Here is a 21,041-nt window from a genome sequence, read left to right as displayed (position 1 = left end):
AATATTACTCTCCTGAGGTTCACTTATTTGCTTCAAACCACTGTATCCATTTCTCAATGGCATTATCCATCCAACGAATACCTTGCCAGCTTGCTTTATTAACCCAACCGACATGTCCTCCACTTTCTGTGATAAGAAGATCGATATTGGATTTTCGCGGAATATATTTAAAATTTCTTGTGAAAATAATGGGATCATTTTTGGCGTATAAAATAAAAGTAGGTAATTTTATGTGTTCTATAAAGGGTAGTGCACTTGATTGGGTGTAGTAATCCTTGGCATCTTGAAAGCCATTTTGAGGAGCAGTATAAAACTCATCAAAACCATAAACAGATAAATCTTGAGGAAAATTAGGAACTGGGGTGCCTAGAAATTGATGCAAAGTTGCGACCTCCATAACCAGTTCTTGTGCAAAACGCGTATCTAAAAATTTATTGGGTGGTTTTGCCAATAATTTTACACAACTATAGAGATCTAAAGGGGGAGAAATGGCTACTAAACTATCTAAATTTCCATTATCAAAGCCAGATTCGCCTCCTAATTTGAGACTAATGTTTGCACCTAAAGAGAAACCAATGCAGGTGGTCGCTAATTGCGGGTAGCGTTTAGCAAGCCATTGTAAGACCATACGTGCATCTGGACTTGTACCAGCATGATATAGTTTTTTTGCATGAAATTTTCCGGGGCCGCAACCTCGCAAATTCATGCGTGCAACAATCATTCCTGACTGAGTGAGGCGTTGTGTGAGACGAATCATATATTTAGAAAGATAAGTGCCAGATAATCCATGTATCAGCAAAACAACACGTTTGGGTTTGATGGAAGGTTTGGGAAAATTAAGTGCAATCACAATTTTGTCACCATCTTCCAGTGGCACGTGTTCTAAAGTTTGATTATCTATCATTGGGTTGTAGGGTAAGCAATAGGCCATAATGGTTTGTTGCAAGCCAGTTTGTGCCCAGTAGGATGGTTCAAAATCTGAAATTTTTATTTTATCGAGTAATCGCTGTTTTTCCACAATGACATTCATTCATTTTAAAAATAATATCATAACAAAAATTCAGGACATCCAAAACAAGTTGATGCACTCAAAAATTTTGCGCTAAAATTTCCTTCAATAATAAAGAATTTATTTTAGTTTATGACCTTAGCCCGCTCAGAACAAATTGATTTAAATGCAACGCCGTATTACCACGTCATGAATCGATGCGTGCGTCGTAGCTTTCTTTGTGGTTATGATGAATCTACCCGTACCGATTATTCGCATAGAAAAGCATGGATTGTCGATCGATTAAAATATTTAACAGATATCTTTGCTGTTAAAATTTGCGCTTACGCTATTATGAGCAATCATTATCATGTTGTTTTATATGTCGATGAGCAGCAATCTCAAGCCTGGGATGAAAAAGAAATTATAAATCGTTGGGCATTTATTTTTCCTAAAGATGCCGAAAGAAATAAGCATTTAAAATCGAAAATTGAGCTTTGGAAAGAGCGTCTCACCAGCATCAGTTGGTTTATGCGTTGCTTAAATGAAAAAATTGCTCGAGATGTCAATGAAGAAGATGATACCTCGGGGCGATTCTGGGAGGGACGCTTTAAATCCCAGGCTTTATTAGATGAGGGGGCACTTTTAAGTGCCATGGTTTATGTGGATTTGAATCCAATTAGAGCAGGGATTAGCAAGACACCAGAAAAATCAAAATTTACTTCCATTTATGAGCGTATTCAGCATATTTCAAAGCAATTGAAAATCAACAAGTTAAAATCTACCAAGCAACAAAAGCGTGAAAGGGCAGATATATATAATAATCTTGCACAGCCCAAGTCTTTGGTGCCTTTTGCTAATCTCTCAAAATCCCACTCTCATACTATCGATTTCAGACTTTCTGATTACCTTGATTTAGTAGATTGTACAGGCAGAATAATTCGTAATGATAAAGATGCTGGTTCTATTCCTGAGCATTTGACTCCTATCTTAGCCAGATTACAATTCACTCCCATAAACTGGATTTCTTTAGTTAAAAATTTGAGTAAAAATTTCTCTTATGCAGTAGGAAGTGAAATATTATTGCTTAATTTTGGCAAAGCAGCAAGGAAAGGACTCAAAGGTATTAGACAAGCAAAACGAATCTACACCAATACACACGTTGCTTAGCCCATCTCTCTAAACTCTAAACTTAGTTTCAATTCATTCACTGAAAGATTAATCACTTTTTTATGGGGATTTTCTTATCATTTTTGTGAAATTATGAAGGAAATAGGTTATAGACACGAATCCTAATGTCTTTGGTTACCCTACATTTATCGATTTAAGATGAATAAAATAAATGTGGATGTCCCATTTAATATTTTGGATGTCCTATTTAAGGATTGCTGCTCGTAAAATTTGTACAGATATATCTATTTCAGTTTCAGCTATTATTAACTTACTTAAATAGAGGATATGCCTATTGCAATCGCAATATAATTATACCATTATCAAAATGACAAAAATGATCGTTAAACTGTAATACATGATAAAATGTTAAAAGATCTATTTTGTGCTTAAATCTAAATCCAGTATGCTGCATAAACACTGGGAAAAGATAATAGTATTTAGGCATACACCTAAAAAACGGAATTCAAGGACTCAAGGAAGAATAATGGTGTTGAGGTCTGGATTACTCATTATATTAGCCTTCACAATAGCAGGCTGTAATAAATCGGAAACACGATTTTCAGAATCTATCATTCCAGAGACGCGATGTGAACAACTGATTGAATCTATAGGAGCAATGGGAGCTTACCCTATTTGCTTACAGGATGCGAGAGCTAATATTCCACAAGCGCAGCATGCACTGGGGAAAGCTTTTGAATCAGGTGCATTAGGAGAAGAGCATAAGTCTTATGCTGTTATGTGGTTTGAAAGAGCTGTCGCAAATCATCATCCAGAATCAGAGCTATATTTAGCGAATTATTATTTATCTAACAATAAAGTGAATTTAGGTATTCAATTATTAGAAAAAGCCGCACATCGCTCTGATTTAAGAGCACAAAAAATCTTAGCGAAGATGTATTATGAAGGCAAAATAATTAAGAAAAATAGTGCAAAAGCAAAAGCGTGGTTTGAAAAAGCAGCACAAGCTCATGATGCAGAAGCACAATATATTTTGTATCAAATTTTATCGCAAGCTGAATTTTTAGATGTGGCTAAAGGGCGACAGTTGTTATTGGCTGCAGCAAAGGCACAATTCGTTCCTGCAATGGAAGTCATTGCTGAGCAGAAAATTGAAGCCAAAGCTTATGATGCGGCAGCTTTGTGGTTAGCCAGAGCAAGTAAGGCACATTCTTCTAAGGCATCCTATTTACTTGCGAAGCTTGTCATGGAGGATAAACTATCGGTGAAAGTTGATGTGGCAGAGTTATTGCAAAGAAGCCAAGATTATTCACCGGCAAAAGTTTTATTGGCAAAATGCTATATTGCTGGAAAATATGTTAGACAAGATGTTAAAAAAGCGCAGCAATTACTTAAGCAGGCTGCCTATGAAAATGAGCCTGAAGCATTTTATGAAATGGGTGTTGCACTTTTACGTGGTGATTATCCTTGGGAAAAGGATAATGATCTAGCCATAAAATATTTTAAACAAGCTGCGAATATGAATTTTCATCCTGCAAAAGTGATCATGGCTACTTTATTTATTGATGGCAAATCAATTATAGATGACAAAAATCAAGTTATTACGCATTTAGCATTAATGGCGATCAGTGGTGATGCACAAGCGCAGTACAAGTTAGCAAAAACCTTGGCGGATTTTTCTATTCCTGTTTATGATAGAGTCGCTTTTTTCTGGTTAGAAAAAGCAGCAAATCATGATCAAAAGGCGGCTTTTTTACTCGCAAATTTTTATCAGGAAGGCATTGGCACGGAAATAAATTTAAATGAAGCTTTTTCACTTTATCGCAATCTTGCATCACAACATTATGCCGCTGCTTATTTAGAAGTGGCCAAAATGTATTTTAGAGGCACTGGTGTTGAGAAAGATGCTGCTCAATCAAAAATGTGGCTAGCACAAGCCATTAAAGCGCAAGTACCAGCAGCACAAGATGTAGCAAAAGAAATATTTAAAGAAGGTTTTGATGTTGATATTGCAGAAAACAATGCAGATGAACTGTTAGATTTTGCAGCACATTCCAATGTGCCTTCAGCTATCTATAGACAAGGTAAAAATTATCTTGAGGGAGCGCATGGTTACCAACAAGATTGGGAAAAAGGCCTTAAACTGATTGAACAGGCAGCTGCACAATCTTATCCTTTGGCACAAAGAGAGCTAGGCATTATGTATGAAAACGATCTCTATGAAAAAAATGATCTTGAACTTGCAGTTATTTGGTACAGAAAAGCTGCATTGCAAGGGGATGAGTTTTCACAATATCGTTTAGGGCATTTATATTTTAATGAAAGGCTATCGCCGAATAAAGTAGAAGCCTATGCTTGGGCAAATTTAGCGGCACAATCTGGCATGCTTCCCGCAGAAGACTTAAAGAACAGTATTTATGAAACTCTTAATCAGGAAGAGCTTGATAGGGGTGAAAATTTAAGTATGGAAATTTTGAAAGAATATCAACAAGAAGAAGATGAAGACGACAGTTTCATTGTAGAAGCACCAACAACAGACGATATTTCTCTTCCTGAGATGTCATCGAATAAACAGAGAATTTTTGAACAACAAATTGTGAGATAAATGATATCAATACTCTCATTCAATATTTGGAGCGAAAATGCAATTTCTAATGAATATCTTTAAAGTAATATTCAAAGTTACTTTGTTTTTTGTATTGCTAGCAATTGGCGGCATGGTGGCCATTCAATTTGCTGATTTGAATAAGCATAGTGATGCCATTGAAGCGTCCTTCAAAAAAGCGACAGGCTTTGATATGAATATCAAAGGGAATGTTAAAGCGCAGTTATTGCCTTATTTGGCAACACAGATCGAAGATATTGATTTAATAATAGATATGAATGGTGTTGCTTACAAAGTAGAAGTTGGTGGAATTAATTTAAAAATTAATTTATATGGCTTGTTTAATAATGTTATTGATTTTGATTATTTTGAGTTTGTGAATCTAAAAATTTCTCAAGATCAGAGTAAGCAAGCATTATTTATGCTGAAGAAAGTGCAAGGCGAAATGGAGTCAACTCAAGATGAGGTGAAATTTTCTAACATGCTGATTACGCATGATACTGGCACATATCATGGCCGCATTAATTTTGTCATGTTTGGCAGTCATCGAAAAGTTTCAGGAAAGTTTGAAGTGGATGAGATGTCTATTTTCTCTAAAAATGACAAATCAAATGATGCATCAAATAGTTTCTTTTCTTTAGCTGGATTATCTGGATTAAAAGGAAAGATAGTACTTGATGCTAAGCAATGCTTCATAAAAGGAATCCCTTTTCAGAAAAGTCGTTTTACTTTTGATTTTAATAAAGAAAAAGTAGTGGTTACAAACACTGCAAAAGTGTTTGATGGTGATTATAATGCTCAGGTTACCCTGCAACATCTTTCTTCTGCTAAGCCACAATCTGATTTTGCCATCAATATTGTCAAAGCAAAAGCTGCTGCAATGGTCCAGCATTTTAATCCTCAATTGAAAGTGGCAGGGGGGCTTGCAAACTTTGAATTCTCTGGTAGTGCCCCATTAGATAAGATGCCTGATTATCTGAATAATTTAAAGGCGAAAGCTCAATTTTATCTTTCTGATATGGATCTTTTAAGTACAGGACAATTGAGGGGCAGCATCTCAGATGCTGTTTTTAATATACTGTCAGCAAATAAACAAGATAAGCTAAAGTGCTTGGCTGCAAAATTTTCAATTAATAACGGTGTTGCGCGTTCAGAGCAGCGTATTGGTTTAGAGTCAACCCATTTGATGGGGTTGGGCTCAGCGGATATTGATTTGAAATCTGAAAAATTATCTATGCTGATAGATTTCAAATCAAAAAGTAATTCGCCTATTGAACTTGGCAAATTTGAAGGTGCGGTTAGCGTTACAGGCACAATCTCTGATCCTAAGGTGCGTATCGATAACAATATGATTAAGCAAGGCGGCTCTTTGGCACTGGGTTTTGCTACGAGTGGGATTTCTTTGTTGGTAGAAAGCTTGATTGGTATGGTGCAGTCAGAAAGCTCTGCTTGCGAACGTATTATGTCTGGTAACTAGATTTTTTGTCTCAATATTCAACGCTGAAATCCCATATTTTCGTATGGGAGGGTGTTTTATGGGCTAAAAAGAGGGCTTATGCTGTGGTGCCGTGCGTGTTTGCTTTTCAGGTAGGTAGCTTTGTATTAAGATAGATGCATCATCGCAGCCAAGCATGTGTACAGGTATTTGATTACGAGTATTTGGCTGGGATTCTCTATACACACTTAAAAGAAGTTCAATATTTTATGATGAAGTTAGATACACGCACAATTATTCCTCAGCCCGAGCCAAGCAATAAGCCTAAAACTGAGGAGGAAATTGCCCAGCAAAAGGCAAAAAAAATATCTCGATTACAGAAAAAATTATTACATTACACAGGAAAGGCAATTCATGATTTTGAATTGATTAAACCACACGATAGAATTTTGGTTTGTGTGTCGGGTGGCAAAGATTCTTTTACAATGCTTGTATTGCTACAGCATTTACAGAAGATCGCTAAAATACCTTTTGAGATCTTTTCTTTTACCTTAGATCAATCCCAACCGGGTTGGGATGATTCAAAACTAAAATTGTTTATGGAGTCTCGCAATATTCCATACACGGTACTGACCAAAGACACATATTCTATTGTTAAAGAAAAGACACCAGAAAACCACACTTATTGCAGTTTATGTTCTCGCCTGCGACGCGGCAATATCTATCGTTATGCAAAGGAGCATGGATTTAATAAAATTGCTTTAGGGCATCATCGAGATGATTTAATTCATTCGCTTTTGATGGGAATCTTTTATAACGGTGAAGTGCGTTCAATGCCACCTAAATTATTAACAGATGATAAATCCCTGCTTGTGATTCGTCCCTTGGTTTATGTGCAAGAGCGTGATATTGCTGAATTTGCCTATTTGAGTGAGTTCCCTATTATTCCTTGTAATTTGTGTGGTTCCCAAAGCAACATGGCCAGAAACGATACTAAGCGTTTGTTGCTTGATTTGGCAAAGAAAAATCCAAAAATTCCAAGTAATATTTTGAGTGCTATTCAGAATATTCGCCCTAGCCAATTAATGGATAAAGGATTGTGGGATTTTAATACCTTGGAAAGCAAAGTAGAATCTGAAAATAAAATCTGAAAAGGAATTTGAATGAGTCAAAGTGCTGTTGAAGGCAAAAGCAGAGATAGTAAGTTAATTGAAAATCCGATTCGCTTTTCTCAGTCAAAGCTCTGGGATTTACAGAAAAACTATTTTAATACGATGGGTATTCAGGCTTGGGAAAAAGATATACCTTATTATATTACCAATAATGCATTTATTGGTCATCATTACGCCTATCTGGTTGGACAATTACTGATTGATTGGTCGAAAAAATACCCTAAAAATACTTGTTTTCATATTTTAGAGTTAGGTTGTGGTATAGGAAAATTTGGGTTTTACTTTTTAAAATCACTCATGGAATTTATTGAACGACAGAATATAGACGTTTCCTTTTGCTATATTATGTCAGACTTGTCGGAAAAAAATGTTGAGTTTTGTCGAAACAACAGTTCATTGGCTGAGTATGTGCAAAAGGGTGTGCTTGATTTTGCAATTTTTGATGTTGAAACAGATACTGACATATTTTTAAAGAATGCTCAAAAAAGCTATTCTCAAGACATAAAAGAGCCACTGATTGTGGTGTCGAATTATATATTTGATTGTATTCGTCATGATTTTCTTAATTTTAAAGACAATCAATACGTGTCTTTAAATTTAGGGCTCAAAAGCCGATTTAAAAATTTTGATACAAAAGAAGTAAAATATTTAAATGAGTTGCGATTTGACTATTCGTTTGAAGCCATTAATTTAGATGAATATTTTGAAGACAAACATTTAAGAGATATTCTCAATGAATATAAAACGGTATTGAGAGACAAAACAGCATTGATGCCGATCCCCATTGCTGCAATTAATTTTTTTAATAATATTAATACGTTAACGAATCATAATGTTGCATTTTTAATGGGAGATAAAGGTGCCTCTAAGCTTGAGGTCTTTGCTGCTTTGGATGAAAAATATCGTATGACTTATGAAGGTTGTTATACCTTGTTGTTTAATTTTCATTTGATGGGCGAATATGTGAAACGCTTAGGCGGAGATGCGCTTCTTTCTGAAAATAACAATGATTTCCAAGTATGCATGTATAGTCTGAATAGCCAATTTGATGAGCTACCTAATGTTAAGCTTGCTTTTGTCGAGCATATGGAGAGCTTAGGACCTCATGAGTATGTATCGTTTTTTGATCAATCTGTGCAAAATGCTTATCGCTATTCTGCAAAAGCAATTATTACTTTCCTAAGAATGAGTCGTTGGGATCCTGATGCTTATGCGATTATTCATGATAGGCTTTGTGAGATCATAAAAGCGATGACACTGTATGAACGAATTAATATTGATCTCGATCTGAAAAAAATTGAGAAAAATATTTATAATTTAGCGATGGGCTTTGATGTTTATAATTTATTAGGATTGTTGTATTTACATTTGGGTGATGATGACAAAGCCTTAGAATTATTTAAGAAATCAACGCAGGCTTTTCATAATAGTGGTGCTGGTTTTGTGAACTGTGCACTTATCTATGAAAAAAGAAAAGAAAGTGATAATGCATTAGATTATTATAAAAAAGCATATACCATTAATAAAAGTGATCCCTATGTAAAACGTAAGATGCTAATGTTACAAGGTAATGCTTTGCCTGCTATGATTGGCCCTTTATTTAGGTTAAGCCTTGTTGTCGTAGGGATTGTTGCTGTTATCTATTTACTTGCAAAATAATTCCCATAAAAAAAGCCTCTTTGATAGAGGCTTTTTTATTGCATGCAGTGTTTAATTAGCCGTGATTGCTTTTGCGCATTGCTGGTCTGTGTGCTGCATGAGGCTTACTTGAAGGCATTGTTGTTGGTTGTGTAGCTGTAGTACGCATTGTTGTTGTGTGGCTACGATGGCCTGGTGTGTAAGTCTTTGCAGGTCCAGTATTTAATACGGTTGTTTTTGTTACTGTCGCGGTTGGTTTGGCGTGATGAATAATTGGCGTTGGACCTGTACGATACACGGTTGTGCGTGTTTTTGTAGGAGGAGGTACAGGAATACCAATATGATGTTTTCTTACATGCATGACTCTGTGGCTAGATTTTAATTCACCATTTGCAATACTTTCTGCCATTGCGCCAAATAATAGTCCGACAAAAGAACTAACGAAAAGTGATTTAATTAAAAAAGCTGCACTCAGTGCTGCGCCACCTGAGGCAAGCGTTAGACCAAATACAATAGCAGCAGTTGCTACGCCAAATGCGAGGCCTACTGTGCCACGATTCTTTTTCTTGTCATTCTCTGCAACGACTGGAGTTGTCTTTGCTTGATCTTCTGTTGTTGGACCTGCAGTTGCCATGAAAATCCCCTTAAAGGTTTTGTTTTATGAAAGTGATGAAAAATTAACAGGTTTTAAGTATTGATACAAATATCTGTAGCTATTAGAAGATAGACGGTAGTATCGATAGGATATAATGTATAAGTTGGTTGACAAAGTGTTTTTTATGCGAGCCAACAGAGGCTTGGCTCGCATAAAATAAAGAGACACGGTACTTTAAGGTAGATTTTTATTTAGCTTAAGAAGCTTTCTTTTTTTAGACATCTTAATGTTTAGCATCTCGACCATAACAGAAAAAGCCATTGCAAAGTAAATGTAACCTTTGGGTATATGCAATTCAAAACCTTCTCCTAAGAGTGCTACACCCACCAGAATAAGGAAACTGAGAGCAAGCATTTTTAAAGTAGGATGTTCATCTACAAATTCACCAATGCTCTTTGCTGAAAACATCATAACAAGGACTGAAGTTACAATCGCAATAACCATAATTTCTACATGCTCTGCTAAGCCCACAGCGGTGATAACAGAGTCCAAAGAAAAAACCACATCAAGCAAGGCAATTTGAATTAAAATGCTTAAATAACTTACCTTTCGAGTGGTGGTATTTGTTTCATCATGAGCTTCACCGTCACTTTCGAGGCTGTTGTGGATCTCATGCGTACTTTTAGCCATCAAGAATAAACCACCGATAATGAGGATCAGATCTCTGCCTGAAAAAGACATTTCAAGAATAGAGAAAAGTGGGTTGGTGAGCGTCATTACCCAAGCAATACTGAACAAAAGTAATATGCGCGTGCCCATGGCTAGGCCTAAGCCAATTAAGCGCGCCGATTGGCGTTGCGCAGGGGGGAGTCTACCGACTAAAATCGTTAGGAAGATGATGTTATCAATACCCAACACAATTTCAAGTGCAGTAAGGGTTGCTAATGCAACCCATGCATGCGGATCATTAATCCAAGTTAGCCATTCCATGGAAAATCTAAGCTCCCTTATTTTGTGCCGTTAGTTTGAATGAACCGCTTGTTGATCTTTCTCTACGGGGATCAATAAATGTAAGAGTACGCCAGTGATACCGCCTAAGCCAATACCTTCGATTGCAAAGCTACCCAAGCCCAGACTTAAGCCACCGACAGGAATGACGAGAATAATACCAACGATAGTCATGTTACGTGGTTTCATCAAGTCTACTTGAGAATGAACCAAAATATGTAAACCTGTGACGATAATAGCACCAAATAATAAAATTAGAATACCGCCCATGACAGGGGTTGGAATTGCTTGAAAGAGAACAGTTACCTTACCTACAAATGCAAGGAAAATAGCGGCAATACTAGACCAAGTCATAATTCCGGGATTGAATGTTTTTGTAAGTGCAACGCCAGCGGTTACTTCTGCATAAGTAATGTTAGGTGGTCCACCAACACAGCCTGCAAACATGGTGGCAACACCATCGCCCAGCAAGCTGCGGTGTAAGCCAGGATGACGTACATAATTTCGGTTGGTTACACCCCCAATCGCTATTACATCACCAATGTGTTCAATAGCTGAAACAGCAGCAATAGGTGCCATAATTAGTACGGCTTCAATATTAAAAGTTGGAAAACTAAACTGTGGTATTTCAAACCAAGGTGCAGCATATACTTTGCTTAAGTCCACCATGCCGTAGTATGTGCTTGCAATAAAACCAACAAGTACACCTACTAATATCGGTACGAGCTGTAATTTACCTTTGGCAAATAGTCGCGTGACAACAGTCGCGGCTAACGCAATGAGTGCAACAACAATGGCTTGGTTTTCAGCGAAGAGCTCTACTTCACCGTTGCCGGTATAGCCCATTGCCATATTAATGGCCACGGGAGCGAGTACCAATCCGATACTCATAATAATGGGGCCGGTCACGATAGACGGAAAAACTCGGTCAATGAGCCCCTGACCGCGCCAGTAAATTAAAACGCTAAATAAATAGTACATTAAACCCGCAGAGGCCAGACCAAACAATGTGCCAGATAAGCCCCAATGTTCCATGCCATAAATCGTTGCTGGTAGGAACGCAAAAGAGGAGCCTAGAAAAGCGGGAATTTGACCTTTGGTTAAATATTGAAAAATGAGTGTTCCAACACCAGCAGTAAAAAGAGCAACGCTGGGGTTGAGACCTGTTAGAAGTGGCATCAGTACAAGGGCGCCAAGTGCAATAAAGAGGGTTTGAACACCAAGAAGACAATCAGATAGCTTAAATGAGTAGTCATTTGGTAAGTATTGCTTATTCATATCACCAGCCATATATAAAATTTAAGTAGGATTCTAACATATAAAAGAATTGAGTCGACATCCATTTCAGCTTAAGCGCGTGATAATACCGATTAGAGCTTGAGAATGCTATGAGAGATTAAAGTCAGAGGGATTAAAATCAGCCCCAAAAAAAAGTTGGTTAAATAAGTTGTTTGTTCATATTGCTACTATAATTGTAACTGCACGCATTAAGCATAAAAATAATTAGTCAGATTACTTTTCTATAAGGATTGAGTACTCTGTTTTATGCCAATCCAAAAATTAAAAATAAGTAATACCGCATCCAATCAAAAATAGGGAACATGATTTCTCCCAGCACGCCTGTGGCAGCAAGTGCTATCACAATCATCAAACCCAACAAAGAAGCTTGGCTATAATATTTATCTAGTTTGTCTGGTAAAAAGGCAGACAGCACTTTACTACCATCTAATGGTGGAATAGGGAATAAATTTAAAATCATTAAAATGAGATTTACAACAATACCCGCTTGCCCCATATAGGCCAGTAGCATGCCAATAGCGTAATCATTTTGCACAAACCATAAACTTAATTTTAAGAATAGAATCCAAAAAACAGCCATAAGGCCATTAGAAAGTGGTCCTGCAATGGCAACAATTGCCATATGTTTTTTGGGCTTTCGGAGTTTTCGCATATCAACAGGGACAGGCTTTGCCCAGCCAAAAATGAAATTAGTGGTTGCTAATAAGATAAGTGGGACGATGATGGTTCCCACAAGCTCAATGTGCTTAAGTGGATTTGCGGTAATACGTCCTAGCCTTTTGGCTGTGTCATCCCCTAATTTATTGGCCACAAAGCCATGTGCGGCTTCATGTATGGTAATCGCAAAAATAACAGGCAGCGCCCATACTAATATTTTTTCAATAAGATTTAGTTTTTCCACTTAGATCCCCTGCTTATAAGTCTTTTAGCGTCTTTCATATAGCCGAACTGTTGCGTAGCCCCAGCTCATTAACTCCATGTTTTGTGAAAGCAATTTAAAGGCTTCATGTTTGATGCGTTTTGTGATGACACATAATTTGCACTTTGCTTTTGCTTCAACAAGCTTTTCTGTGAGTTTTTGCCAATTATTCTCATCAATGCAAGTGGCATTGATGAGAATAATGTCTGCATCAGAAATATCTGTTTCGAAATAATTTTGTTTTATAAAAGAGATTTTCTGCTCATTTAGATTTAATTGCGATAATTTTTTTAGGCTTATTTCATGTAATTCAGATAAAAGCTCTACACCCACTACTTTTTTGAATGGAAAGGCGAGACTTGCGGCAATGACTTGTTTGCCACAGCCTGAGCCAAGATCATAAAAAACAGTATCAGGCGCAGGGGATAAATCATTCAGAATTTCAAGAAAAGTGATAATGTTGACTTCACCATAGACAAAGTTTTTATCTTCCATCCCTAGATTTTTTCTTGCTTGAATAGAGCTTTGATAAGGATTTACATCTTTATAGAGCTGTGAAATTTGTTTATTGATTCGATTGAGGCGAATGTATTTTAACTTTGCACGTATTCTTTTAAGCATGATGGGCGATAGAAAGACAAAAACGGCAGATAATAGTATAAGGATAGGGTAAATATCAAGCATTTAAGAACTAAAATCTGCGGCTTGGTAACCACAATTTTTTAACAGCAATCTAAGATTGCTGCCTGTGGCTGAGCGTCCTGTTGTTCCACCAAATACATTCAAATAGCTTCTAATAATGAAATGATATTCTTTGCGTACTAACAGTGCCAAGATTTTTTTTGCTCTGTTGAGATCGTTTTTCTTTTCAGGATTACAGGATTGGAACAAAACTTCTCCGAGTAGCGCGGCTCTTGCTTTTTGTCTATTGACAGATAAATCTTCAAAATCAGTAAGCATATCTTCAATGGCGCGATCTTTGTCCCAATCTAACCATGCAAAGTAAAAGCGCATAACTTCAACAACGAGTTGATCTGCGGCTGTTTTATTATTTAGTTTGTCATGCAATAACATATACAGCATGGTTGGAACCGATGCTTCTACATTTGCCCAAGAACAATTTCCAGTAATTTGATGCTGGATGGGCAGCTTTACATAAGGTTCTAAATTTAAAATTTGATAAAGATCTTTCTGAATATATTTGCGTGTATGACGCTTATACAATAAGTGTGTGTAAAAATGGTGTGTCAAAGGTTTTTGATTATGTACGGTATTAATGACAATAGGATCGGTCATTTTATGTACACCCCGATCACACTTCGCAAATAGATTCCCATGCTTGATGAAGGTAATTGCATGGCCAACAAAGGATACGGGCAATAAGAGTAAATCTGCCTCAGTCAGCTTATAGATGGTGTCTTTATTCTCTTCGACACTCTTGGAAATATGTTTAAATTCTCTTAATTTGGTTGCATGTTTAAAGGCATCTATAATCTGCGCCAATTCTTTTTCATGTAGATCCATTCTTTTTGCAACGTAACTGTGTATGAAATGATTGAGTGAGTCGCCGATTAAATCTAAAGTAAATTCTAAATAAAAGCCTTCCATATCAACTTCTAAAAAGAGTCCTTCTGCACTCACGATATCGCAAGCACCTTGTAATTCAAAGCGATGACCAACTAATTTCGCCATAATATAATCTTTGGCAAAATGTAAATCGGCTCCTTTTTCCAATAAAAGTTTTATGAGTTTTTTGTCTTTGCGTAGCAAAGGATAAAAAAGAATGGGTTGTCCTTGACTGCTATAGGCATTGGGATTGGCATGGTAATCGAGCAATAGCTTTGAGATATCATAGTAGCCCATATCAACAGCCCAGTGCAGTGCAGTAAGCCCAGAGGTATCGAGTATGTCTACACGAGCATGGTGTTTTAAAAGAAGTGAAGCGATATCAATTTTATTGGTAATAATGGCATGTACCAATGGGGTATAACCATATTCATCAATAATGTTGGGGGAGTCACCTTGTTCAAGGCGTGCTGCCACGCCTTGATACGTTCCTTGTAAAATTTCCTGACTGAGTGACATAGGTTCTTATTTAACGAAGCTCTTTTTTGGGAGCTGGCGCGGTTGGTGTTAATTTAGCTGTTAAACGATTCTTGTATTCAGCTTTTAACTGATTCTTTAATTCAGCTTTTAGTTGATCGTAAGCAGCGGTAACTTCTTGTCTATCATTAGAATGATTAATGACATTCGCAAAATTATCAACGGCTTGGCGAATCGCTGGATTAGATGCGAAATCAATTTTATCTGCACCTGGCCAAGGTGGTAATTTCTTTTGGGATGGACCGCTTAAGTCTCTATCCACAATGTTTTCATTTACTTGTTCAGGTCGTTGTTTTGCACGTGGCGTCATGTTGGCTTGTCGTGCATGGTAAGCAAGTTCTAAGCGACTAGACAAATCATTATTAAGCTCATTGTTGTGCGAGCCAATTAAGTTAAGTACTTCATCACGAGTTACGCCTTGTAAGCCACGACTTCTATTTTCTTGGCTAAGTTTATGGCGTAATGCTTCTATACCAAATTTTTTTTCAAAATCATAAGTTTTAGAGAATTCGTTCCAGCTTTTATCGACGTAATTTTGGATTGTGTCTGGCATATACAGCCTCCATATGCATTCATAGTTAATTTGCAAACTTTAAATAATCTAACATATATATAGTCAAAATACCACTTGGGCATGTGCACTTCATCGATAACCAAGCTACGTTTGTCTTTTCTTTTAGAGAATTTTCTAAACAATATCATTTAGTTAGTGTTGTTTAGCTGTAATTCCACGATAGGGCAGCGCTTCTGGGTCAAGATAACAAAACAAAGGCCCTTTGTATGTAGATATAGACGGTTTTTAGAGGCTTTGTTTCGTACAGAGTGCTTATTTTGCTGCGAAAGTTTTGTGTTTGATAACTCCCAATACAAGCCTGTGCTGCTTAATTCTGCTTCAGGCATTGGGAAGAAGGATATGGTTTGGTCTATTTCCGTGTGTATACAGCAATTAGGGGGAAGCATAAAGCCCCATTGAGTTGTTCCCTTAAATTCATTGAGCCAAACCATGGGGGGAGGAGCCGCTTCAATTTTGGCTGTCCCATTTGTTATGGCTGTCCTATTTATTGCTTCAGATGAAAATTGAGAAAACAAACATAAGTTGTGCAGACTATGATCGATGGCTTTGCCAAAAATACCTAAAAATAAAATGGGGTAGTCATTTTTGTTTTGAGCAAATAATAAACTTTTTTCGAAGTCGGTTGTGTCTTGATCTTGCTTTCTAATAAGTTTTGCTCGGGGAAATTCTGCTTGGATCTGTGCTTCCGTTTTAAAATGAGAGAGTAATGTATCTAAGTCGCCGAGGATAATCGTTGGATTTATTTCAAAGTTTTTTAGCACAACAGCAGCGCCATCTGTGCAAATAAGTTGTTTGTACGAATAGGAACCCCAATAGGTAGGGGAAGGGATCTCGCCATCTGCAATAATAATTGTATTAAAGTTGTTCATGCTATTTTAAAGTTAAATTATGTCAGGTAAAGTATAGGCATTGTAAACCCATATTAACAATGCTGAAGGGAGATCGCCCAATGAAATCAATATTAGCTGCAGTTGCTTTATCATCAATGGTCTTTGTTGTTGCTTGTAATCAACAAGCCGATAGCAGTGCTGACAAAAAAGACAGCTCCGCTACAACTCAAACTGAAACCAAAACAGTAAAAACACCCGAATCTACGACAACGACTGAGTCTACAACAACAACTGAAGAGACAACGGTTGATACAAACTAAGATTTAGTTGCTATATTTCTATGTAACAACTACCTTCTGAGCCTCATCGGTGGTTGTTACCTTCTACTAAACAATGAGAGCATAGCTTCTGACCTACAGAGGCTTAGTTTTTTTATTTATCTTTATAGGATGCAGCATGAAAAAATCGTTATTATGCGCAGCGTTGCTATCATCATTGATTGTGACAGCTTGTAATAAAACTGAAGAAATTGTTGGTGATGAACAATCACCTGGCATGGAATACGGCACAGATAGCAATGCAACCACCGTACCAGCGCTTCAACCTACAGAGCAGCCAGCTGCTGAACAAACTGTTCCCCCTGCAGAAGAAGCTAAGCCAGCAGAAGATAGCAGTGCTGCACCTCAGTCACAAACTGAAGATGCTACAAAATCTCAAGAAATGATAGATTCAATGAAAAATACTGTTCAAGAGATGTCAGATGGCGTTGCTGATACCGTAGACACCATTAAAAAAGGTGCGGAAGAGACAGCAAAAGACATTGGTGAATCTTTAGAAAGTGCAAAAGAGAAAGCTGCAACTGAAGCTGCACCCATGAAAGAAGAAATTGATCAAAAGCTTGAAGAGCTAAAAAAGAATGAAAAAGGCGATAGCGAACTAAATCTTTAGTTTTCTTTTTCCTGACATTTAATAAGCAAGGCACTTGGATTCTTTCTGTTTCCAAGTGCTGAGTTTATATCAGTATTTTTTGTTATCTTACTTACCCTGATTTGATATTTGTCTATAGCTCCCCTTAGATTCTAAAGAACACCCAAAGAGACGTTCCATGATATGGAGTGAATCGTTACAATAGAACATCGATGTACATGCTAAGCCAAGGAACAGCTAGATGTCAGTACACGCAAAAGAGGGTTGCTTTAAAAAGATATTAGTACGAAGTACTTTTGTTCTGATTCTTTTCGGTCTTTTTTATTCTTTTTTTAAACCTAGCTACCATCCTGTAGCTATCCAATACAAAGCGCAATTACAAGCATTTCCTAAGATAGTCGTTTCTACATTCCAAAATAGCCAACATCCTTACAATACGCTTGAGTATATCGAAGATCTTATCGCAAGTGATGTTGATGCCTTTAAAGTTAGCGTTCAAGCGACAAAAGATGCTCAATACTTTTTATATAAACCAAGTCGATTAGATAATTACACAGATGCTCAAGGCACTATTGCAAGCAAATATACAAAAGATTTAAGTTGTGTTTACTATCAAGAACCACAAAGAGCAATCCCTTATAAATTAGCAAGTTTGGATGAGACACTTGCGCGTATCAATGGCCGTAAAAAAATCTTTATTGATGTTGTAAATGATGAGTATGCTGCTGGTGACTCTGCGCGAGGATTGGCAAGTATTATCCAAAAACATCAAGCTTTTGATTATGTGGTTGTTGAATCCACCAATCCATTTTTCCTATATGCATTAAGAGAGCAAAATCCTAAAATTGTTATACAGTACAATTTTATTGACTCAAGCCATAAAAAATATTTAGGACTTGCTTACAGTTTTACGCATATTCCATGGCTGTATCAATGGCCATGGCTACAAACACAAATGATACGCTTGATACAACCAGATATCTTGGGGGCGCACTATACAGTCGAAAGAGCGTTGCTAGACGTTTTTCTTGAGAAAAAATTTCCAGTGATTGTTTGGGATGTGAATACAGATGAAATGATAAAATCATTCTTGTCTTTAGGTGTAATGGGGGTTATAACCAATAAATCAGAGGAAAATCAACAAAATACTGTGCGAGTGCAATACCCTTCTGCCACGCACGATTTTAAAGACGCACTTGCCGATGCGCGTAAGATTAACAATAAAATTAACATTCTTGCTAATGCGGCACAGCCACTAGACACTCATGCAATTAATTTAAGCTTGTCTCGCTTTCAACATATGCATTATGAGGCAGATACAAACATAATTCATGCGGAAAGTGGCGCGACATTTGCGCAAATTCAAGACTATTTGACACAATTTGGTCGTGCGCTTGGGATGTATCCTTATGATAGTGGGATGACAGTATACCAAGGCGTCATTGAAAATTTAAATGGCATTGGCTTTGATAGAACACTTTTATCCACGCATGTAAGGGGGATGGATGTTCTGCTCTCAAATGGTGCAATTATTCATTGTAGTAGAGAAGAAAATAAAGATTTATTTGAAAGTTTACTGGGTGGCATGGGCACAATTGGTGTTATTTTAAAGGTTAGCTTTGCAACAGTTGATAATCTCTATTTATTTGCTCAAGCATCTTATGAAGAGCATAATCCGCCAGCGGTATTTTGGTATAGAGGGGATGAAAATACTTCAATACAGTTTGAGCAAATGCAAAAAATATCATACGGTATATTTGAGCCACGCGCCGTACAATTTCAAATCATAAAAATTAATCCAATTGCCAGATATGTGTTTGAATCTTCAAGACGCTATCAAAATACATTTACCGATGGATTAAATGCTAGTTTACATGACATTTCAAGTATCTTTGAGCCAAATCCAGTCTCTTTCAATGAAGTCGCTTTGTTAAATAGATACCCGATGGCAACAATAAACAGTGGGATAGAAATACGGAGATCGCATTTTGTCATACCAATTGCTTTGAGAAATGTGTTCTTTGAGAAATTACAAGCAATAACAAAAGACTATCCTTCTATTCAGATTATTCATAGCCTCGCATCCTATGTGCAAAAAGATGATATATCACTTGTTACATTTGCTAAAAATCCTGGTTTAGGCGTTACGCTATTCATGAAGTTAAAGGACAATAAAGATGATTTAGCGTTATATCAAAAAATGATGCTTGAGATAAATGACTTTGTCTTACAAGAAAAAGGTGGCATTCATTTACAAAATTTACTCGCTGAGCCAGAAAAATTGATGGCTGCTTATCCTGAAATCAAAACACTGAAAAAAGTAAAATTAAAATATGAGCCTGAAAGTTTTATAAGCAATCAATATGAGGTTTTGCTGCAATCTATTAAATAAGAGGTAAAAATGAAAGAAAGTGTTGCAAAAGGTTTGAGTTATTTGTGGTCTAGTTTAAAACTAAATCCAATTAAAGAAGCATTTAATGCGGTTATTGGATTTTTCCAAGGCAATAAGAGGCTAAGAAACTTAGGCATGTTTGTTGTTTTGGTAGGAGGTATGGCGGGTGGTTGTGTCTTGTTTATTGAAGTGCCTGCTTTTTATGATTGGGGAAGTGCCATTGTCGACGGCATTATTCCTGAAACCATTATTAATGGTTTTAATGGATTGTCGGATGGTGCAGGTGCTGTGGTCATTGATATTTGTACGGGAGCCTTGGGATTGTGGTTGGGAGGGGCTACTGCGGGCACAGCTGCAAAACAAGTGTATCGAACCATAGCTTACCAAATAGGGGGCAATACCAATACAGAATACGTTTTTACCGCAAGTGAAATAGATAAGCTCAATGTATTATTAGGCGTGAACGCTGGCGAAGATCCTCAACCTAATTGTGGGCGCGGTGGAATTCATGCAGTGACAAGCCACATTCTGCCTTTAAATTGTTTTGCTAATTTTCAAAGAGGCTTAGTTTCAGATGAGCGAAATCAGGCGAGAGAGGCAACCTTAGGGGCAATTCAAGATATGGTGGCTAGAAAAAATGATTATAAACATGATGGCACCGATCGAGATTCTGAACTGGGACATGCGCTTCGTGAGTTTTTAAGTGGTCGCTTTATGCCAGCCTTGCAATATTATCGTAAAAGAAGATTGCAAGCAGATGACAGAGTGGCTGATGCAGAGGGCATTATTAATGAGGTTGATCAGCTTCTTAATGGTGAGGTGCACAATCCAGCACAGAGCGCTAATTTAGATATTGCTGTACAACGGCGTTTGGGACAGAAATTGAAGCATTTTAGAACTTGCAATAGCACGCCTGCCCGTTACAATTTATTTCCTAAATCAATGATAGAACCTTTGGTTCAAACATGGGGTGACTTACAAGCTTTGAAGCTTGAAGCGCAAACACAGCTTGCAAAACAGCAACGTGTTTCTGCAGAAGCGGAACAAGTAAGACAGCGTTTTGGCGTATTGAGCGTATAGCTTTCGCTCATATGCGTCAACTTAAAGATAATTGAGACCTAAAATTAAGCTGAGACGCGCTTCATGCACTTAGTGAGAGCTGTTTTAAATTTGTGTTAACCTCACCCGGCTTTCAGCCACCCTCTCCTAAAATTAGGAGAGGGACGAGCAAGCACATAGTTTATAATTGTAGAACAGATTTTTTTGAATTGAATAATGAGATATGGCACTTTCCCTCTCCTGTTGACAGGAGAGGGTGCCCGTAGGGCGGGTGAGGTTAGATAAATACATGATAGAATCATGCTAAACAATAGCTATGGCTGTACTTACGAAATTTAAGTTGACGCCTATGAGCCTTCGCTGGCA

Annotated in this window: 18 protein-coding genes; 9 read left to right on the top strand and 9 right to left on the bottom strand. The window is 37.2% G+C overall.

Features of this window, described 5'->3' with window-relative positions:
* Positions 1 to 19: 19 nt before the first annotated feature.
* Positions 20 to 1,018: a YheT family hydrolase gene (locus CC99x_RS06595; protein ID WP_158003175.1), complete on the bottom strand. Its 999-nt coding sequence runs from the start codon at positions 1,016 to 1,018 to the stop codon at positions 20 to 22.
* 123 nt (positions 1,019 to 1,141) lie between these two features.
* Between CC99x_RS06595 and CC99x_RS06590 the strand changes: the two genes are divergently transcribed.
* The 5 genes from CC99x_RS06590 (at position 1,142) to CC99x_RS06570 (ending at position 8,990) form a co-directional block, all read left to right on the top strand.
* Complete coding sequence (locus tag CC99x_RS06590; protein WP_057622465.1) at positions 1,142 to 2,158, top strand: hypothetical protein; 1,017 nt, start codon at positions 1,142 to 1,144, stop codon at positions 2,156 to 2,158.
* Positions 2,159 to 2,645: 487 nt separating this feature from the next.
* Positions 2,646 to 4,724, top strand: coding sequence for a tetratricopeptide repeat protein (locus CC99x_RS06585; protein ID WP_057622468.1), 2,079 nt, complete (start codon positions 2,646 to 2,648; stop codon positions 4,722 to 4,724).
* 37 nt (positions 4,725 to 4,761) lie between these two features.
* The gene (locus CC99x_RS06580) at positions 4,762 to 6,201 is read left to right on the top strand and encodes an AsmA family protein (RefSeq protein WP_057622472.1); all 1,440 of its coding nucleotides are present in this window, start codon (positions 4,762 to 4,764) and stop codon (positions 6,199 to 6,201) included.
* Between the two features lie 134 nt (positions 6,202 to 6,335).
* Positions 6,336 to 7,310 carry a tRNA 2-thiocytidine(32) synthetase TtcA gene (ttcA, locus tag CC99x_RS06575; protein ID WP_259596624.1) on the top strand — a complete coding sequence of 325 codons (975 nt, stop codon included), beginning with the start codon at positions 6,336 to 6,338 and terminating at the stop codon, positions 7,308 to 7,310.
* Positions 7,311 to 7,322: 12 nt separating this feature from the next.
* On the top strand, positions 7,323 to 8,990 hold the full coding sequence (locus tag CC99x_RS06570; protein ID WP_057622474.1) for a tetratricopeptide repeat protein: 1,668 nt from the start codon (positions 7,323 to 7,325) through the stop codon (positions 8,988 to 8,990).
* A 55-nt stretch (positions 8,991 to 9,045) separates the two neighbouring features.
* On the opposite strand, the gene CC99x_RS06565 is transcribed toward CC99x_RS06570, so the two are convergent.
* From CC99x_RS06565 to CC99x_RS06530, 8 genes are all read right to left on the bottom strand, one after another.
* Entirely contained in the window at positions 9,046 to 9,603 is a 558-nt protein-coding gene (locus CC99x_RS06565) for a hypothetical protein (RefSeq protein ID WP_057622477.1), read from the bottom strand.
* Between the two features lie 195 nt (positions 9,604 to 9,798).
* Complete coding sequence (locus tag CC99x_RS06560) at positions 9,799 to 10,554, bottom strand: TerC family protein (protein ID WP_057622479.1); 756 nt, start codon at positions 10,552 to 10,554, stop codon at positions 9,799 to 9,801.
* A gap of 30 nt (positions 10,555 to 10,584) precedes the next feature.
* Positions 10,585 to 11,850 carry a uracil-xanthine permease family protein gene (locus CC99x_RS06555; protein WP_057622480.1) on the bottom strand — a complete coding sequence of 422 codons (1,266 nt, stop codon included), beginning with the start codon at positions 11,848 to 11,850 and terminating at the stop codon, positions 10,585 to 10,587.
* A gap of 265 nt (positions 11,851 to 12,115) precedes the next feature.
* Positions 12,116 to 12,772 carry a site-2 protease family protein gene (locus CC99x_RS06550; RefSeq protein ID WP_057622483.1) on the bottom strand — a complete coding sequence of 219 codons (657 nt, stop codon included), beginning with the start codon at positions 12,770 to 12,772 and terminating at the stop codon, positions 12,116 to 12,118.
* 24 nt (positions 12,773 to 12,796) lie between these two features.
* Positions 12,797 to 13,474, bottom strand: a complete 678-nt coding sequence (locus CC99x_RS06545) for a class I SAM-dependent methyltransferase (protein ID WP_057622485.1) — start codon at positions 13,472 to 13,474, stop codon at positions 12,797 to 12,799.
* Positions 13,475 to 14,875, bottom strand: coding sequence for a Dot/Icm T4SS effector AnkH/LegA3 (ankH, locus tag CC99x_RS06540; protein WP_057622487.1), 1,401 nt, complete (start codon positions 14,873 to 14,875; stop codon positions 13,475 to 13,477).
* A 10-nt stretch (positions 14,876 to 14,885) separates the two neighbouring features.
* Complete coding sequence (locus CC99x_RS06535) at positions 14,886 to 15,446, bottom strand: hypothetical protein (RefSeq protein WP_057622489.1); 561 nt, start codon at positions 15,444 to 15,446, stop codon at positions 14,886 to 14,888.
* A gap of 149 nt (positions 15,447 to 15,595) precedes the next feature.
* Positions 15,596 to 16,336 (bottom strand): thiamine diphosphokinase, encoded by a 741-nt coding sequence (locus CC99x_RS06530; RefSeq protein WP_057622491.1) that lies wholly within the window; start codon positions 16,334 to 16,336, stop codon positions 15,596 to 15,598.
* Between the two features lie 80 nt (positions 16,337 to 16,416).
* On the opposite strand from CC99x_RS06530, the gene CC99x_RS06525 reads away from it, so the two are divergent.
* The 4 genes from CC99x_RS06525 to CC99x_RS06510 all read left to right on the top strand — a co-directional run bounded on the left by CC99x_RS06525 (position 16,417) and on the right by CC99x_RS06510 (position 20,696).
* Positions 16,417 to 16,617, top strand: a complete 201-nt coding sequence (locus CC99x_RS06525; protein ID WP_057622492.1) for a hypothetical protein — start codon at positions 16,417 to 16,419, stop codon at positions 16,615 to 16,617.
* 136 nt (positions 16,618 to 16,753) lie between these two features.
* On the top strand, positions 16,754 to 17,245 hold the full coding sequence (locus CC99x_RS06520) for a hypothetical protein (protein WP_057622494.1): 492 nt from the start codon (positions 16,754 to 16,756) through the stop codon (positions 17,243 to 17,245).
* Between the two features lie 220 nt (positions 17,246 to 17,465).
* Complete coding sequence (locus CC99x_RS06515; RefSeq protein WP_057622496.1) at positions 17,466 to 19,616, top strand: FAD-binding protein; 2,151 nt, start codon at positions 17,466 to 17,468, stop codon at positions 19,614 to 19,616.
* 9 nt (positions 19,617 to 19,625) lie between these two features.
* Complete coding sequence (locus CC99x_RS06510; protein WP_057622499.1) at positions 19,626 to 20,696, top strand: hypothetical protein; 1,071 nt, start codon at positions 19,626 to 19,628, stop codon at positions 20,694 to 20,696.
* Positions 20,697 to 21,041 lie beyond the last annotated feature (345 nt).

Origin of the sequence: Candidatus Berkiella cookevillensis (assembly GCF_001431315.2) — a bacterium.
GTDB classification, from domain to species: domain Bacteria; phylum Pseudomonadota; class Gammaproteobacteria; order Berkiellales; family Berkiellaceae; genus Berkiella_A; species Berkiella_A cookevillensis.
Note: the sequence above shows the minus strand (reverse complement) of the source record. Positions and strands in the feature narration are given on the sequence as shown.

Coding starts and splice junctions, on each gene's coding strand:
- CC99x_RS06590 (WP_057622465.1), top strand. CDS start 1,142: ATGACCTTAGCCCGCTCAGAACAAATTGATTTAAATGCAACGCCGTAT.
- CC99x_RS06585 (WP_057622468.1), top strand. CDS start 2,646: ATGGTGTTGAGGTCTGGATTACTCATTATATTAGCCTTCACAATAGCA.
- CC99x_RS06580 (WP_057622472.1), top strand. CDS start 4,762: ATGCAATTTCTAATGAATATCTTTAAAGTAATATTCAAAGTTACTTTG.
- ttcA (WP_259596624.1), top strand. CDS start 6,336: ATGCATCATCGCAGCCAAGCATGTGTACAGGTATTTGATTACGAGTAT.
- CC99x_RS06570 (WP_057622474.1), top strand. CDS start 7,323: ATGAGTCAAAGTGCTGTTGAAGGCAAAAGCAGAGATAGTAAGTTAATT.
- CC99x_RS06565 (WP_057622477.1), bottom strand. CDS start 9,603: ATGGCAACTGCAGGTCCAACAACAGAAGATCAAGCAAAGACAACTCCA.
- CC99x_RS06560 (WP_057622479.1), bottom strand. CDS start 10,554: ATGGAATGGCTAACTTGGATTAATGATCCGCATGCATGGGTTGCATTA.
- CC99x_RS06555 (WP_057622480.1), bottom strand. CDS start 11,850: ATGAATAAGCAATACTTACCAAATGACTACTCATTTAAGCTATCTGAT.
- CC99x_RS06545 (WP_057622485.1), bottom strand. CDS start 13,474: ATGCTTGATATTTACCCTATCCTTATACTATTATCTGCCGTTTTTGTC.
- ankH (WP_057622487.1), bottom strand. CDS start 14,875: ATGTCACTCAGTCAGGAAATTTTACAAGGAACGTATCAAGGCGTGGCA.
- CC99x_RS06535 (WP_057622489.1), bottom strand. CDS start 15,446: ATGCCAGACACAATCCAAAATTACGTCGATAAAAGCTGGAACGAATTC.
- CC99x_RS06530 (WP_057622491.1), bottom strand. CDS start 16,336: ATGAACAACTTTAATACAATTATTATTGCAGATGGCGAGATCCCTTCC.
- CC99x_RS06525 (WP_057622492.1), top strand. CDS start 16,417: ATGAAATCAATATTAGCTGCAGTTGCTTTATCATCAATGGTCTTTGTT.
- CC99x_RS06520 (WP_057622494.1), top strand. CDS start 16,754: ATGAAAAAATCGTTATTATGCGCAGCGTTGCTATCATCATTGATTGTG.
- CC99x_RS06515 (WP_057622496.1), top strand. CDS start 17,466: ATGTCAGTACACGCAAAAGAGGGTTGCTTTAAAAAGATATTAGTACGA.
- CC99x_RS06510 (WP_057622499.1), top strand. CDS start 19,626: ATGAAAGAAAGTGTTGCAAAAGGTTTGAGTTATTTGTGGTCTAGTTTA.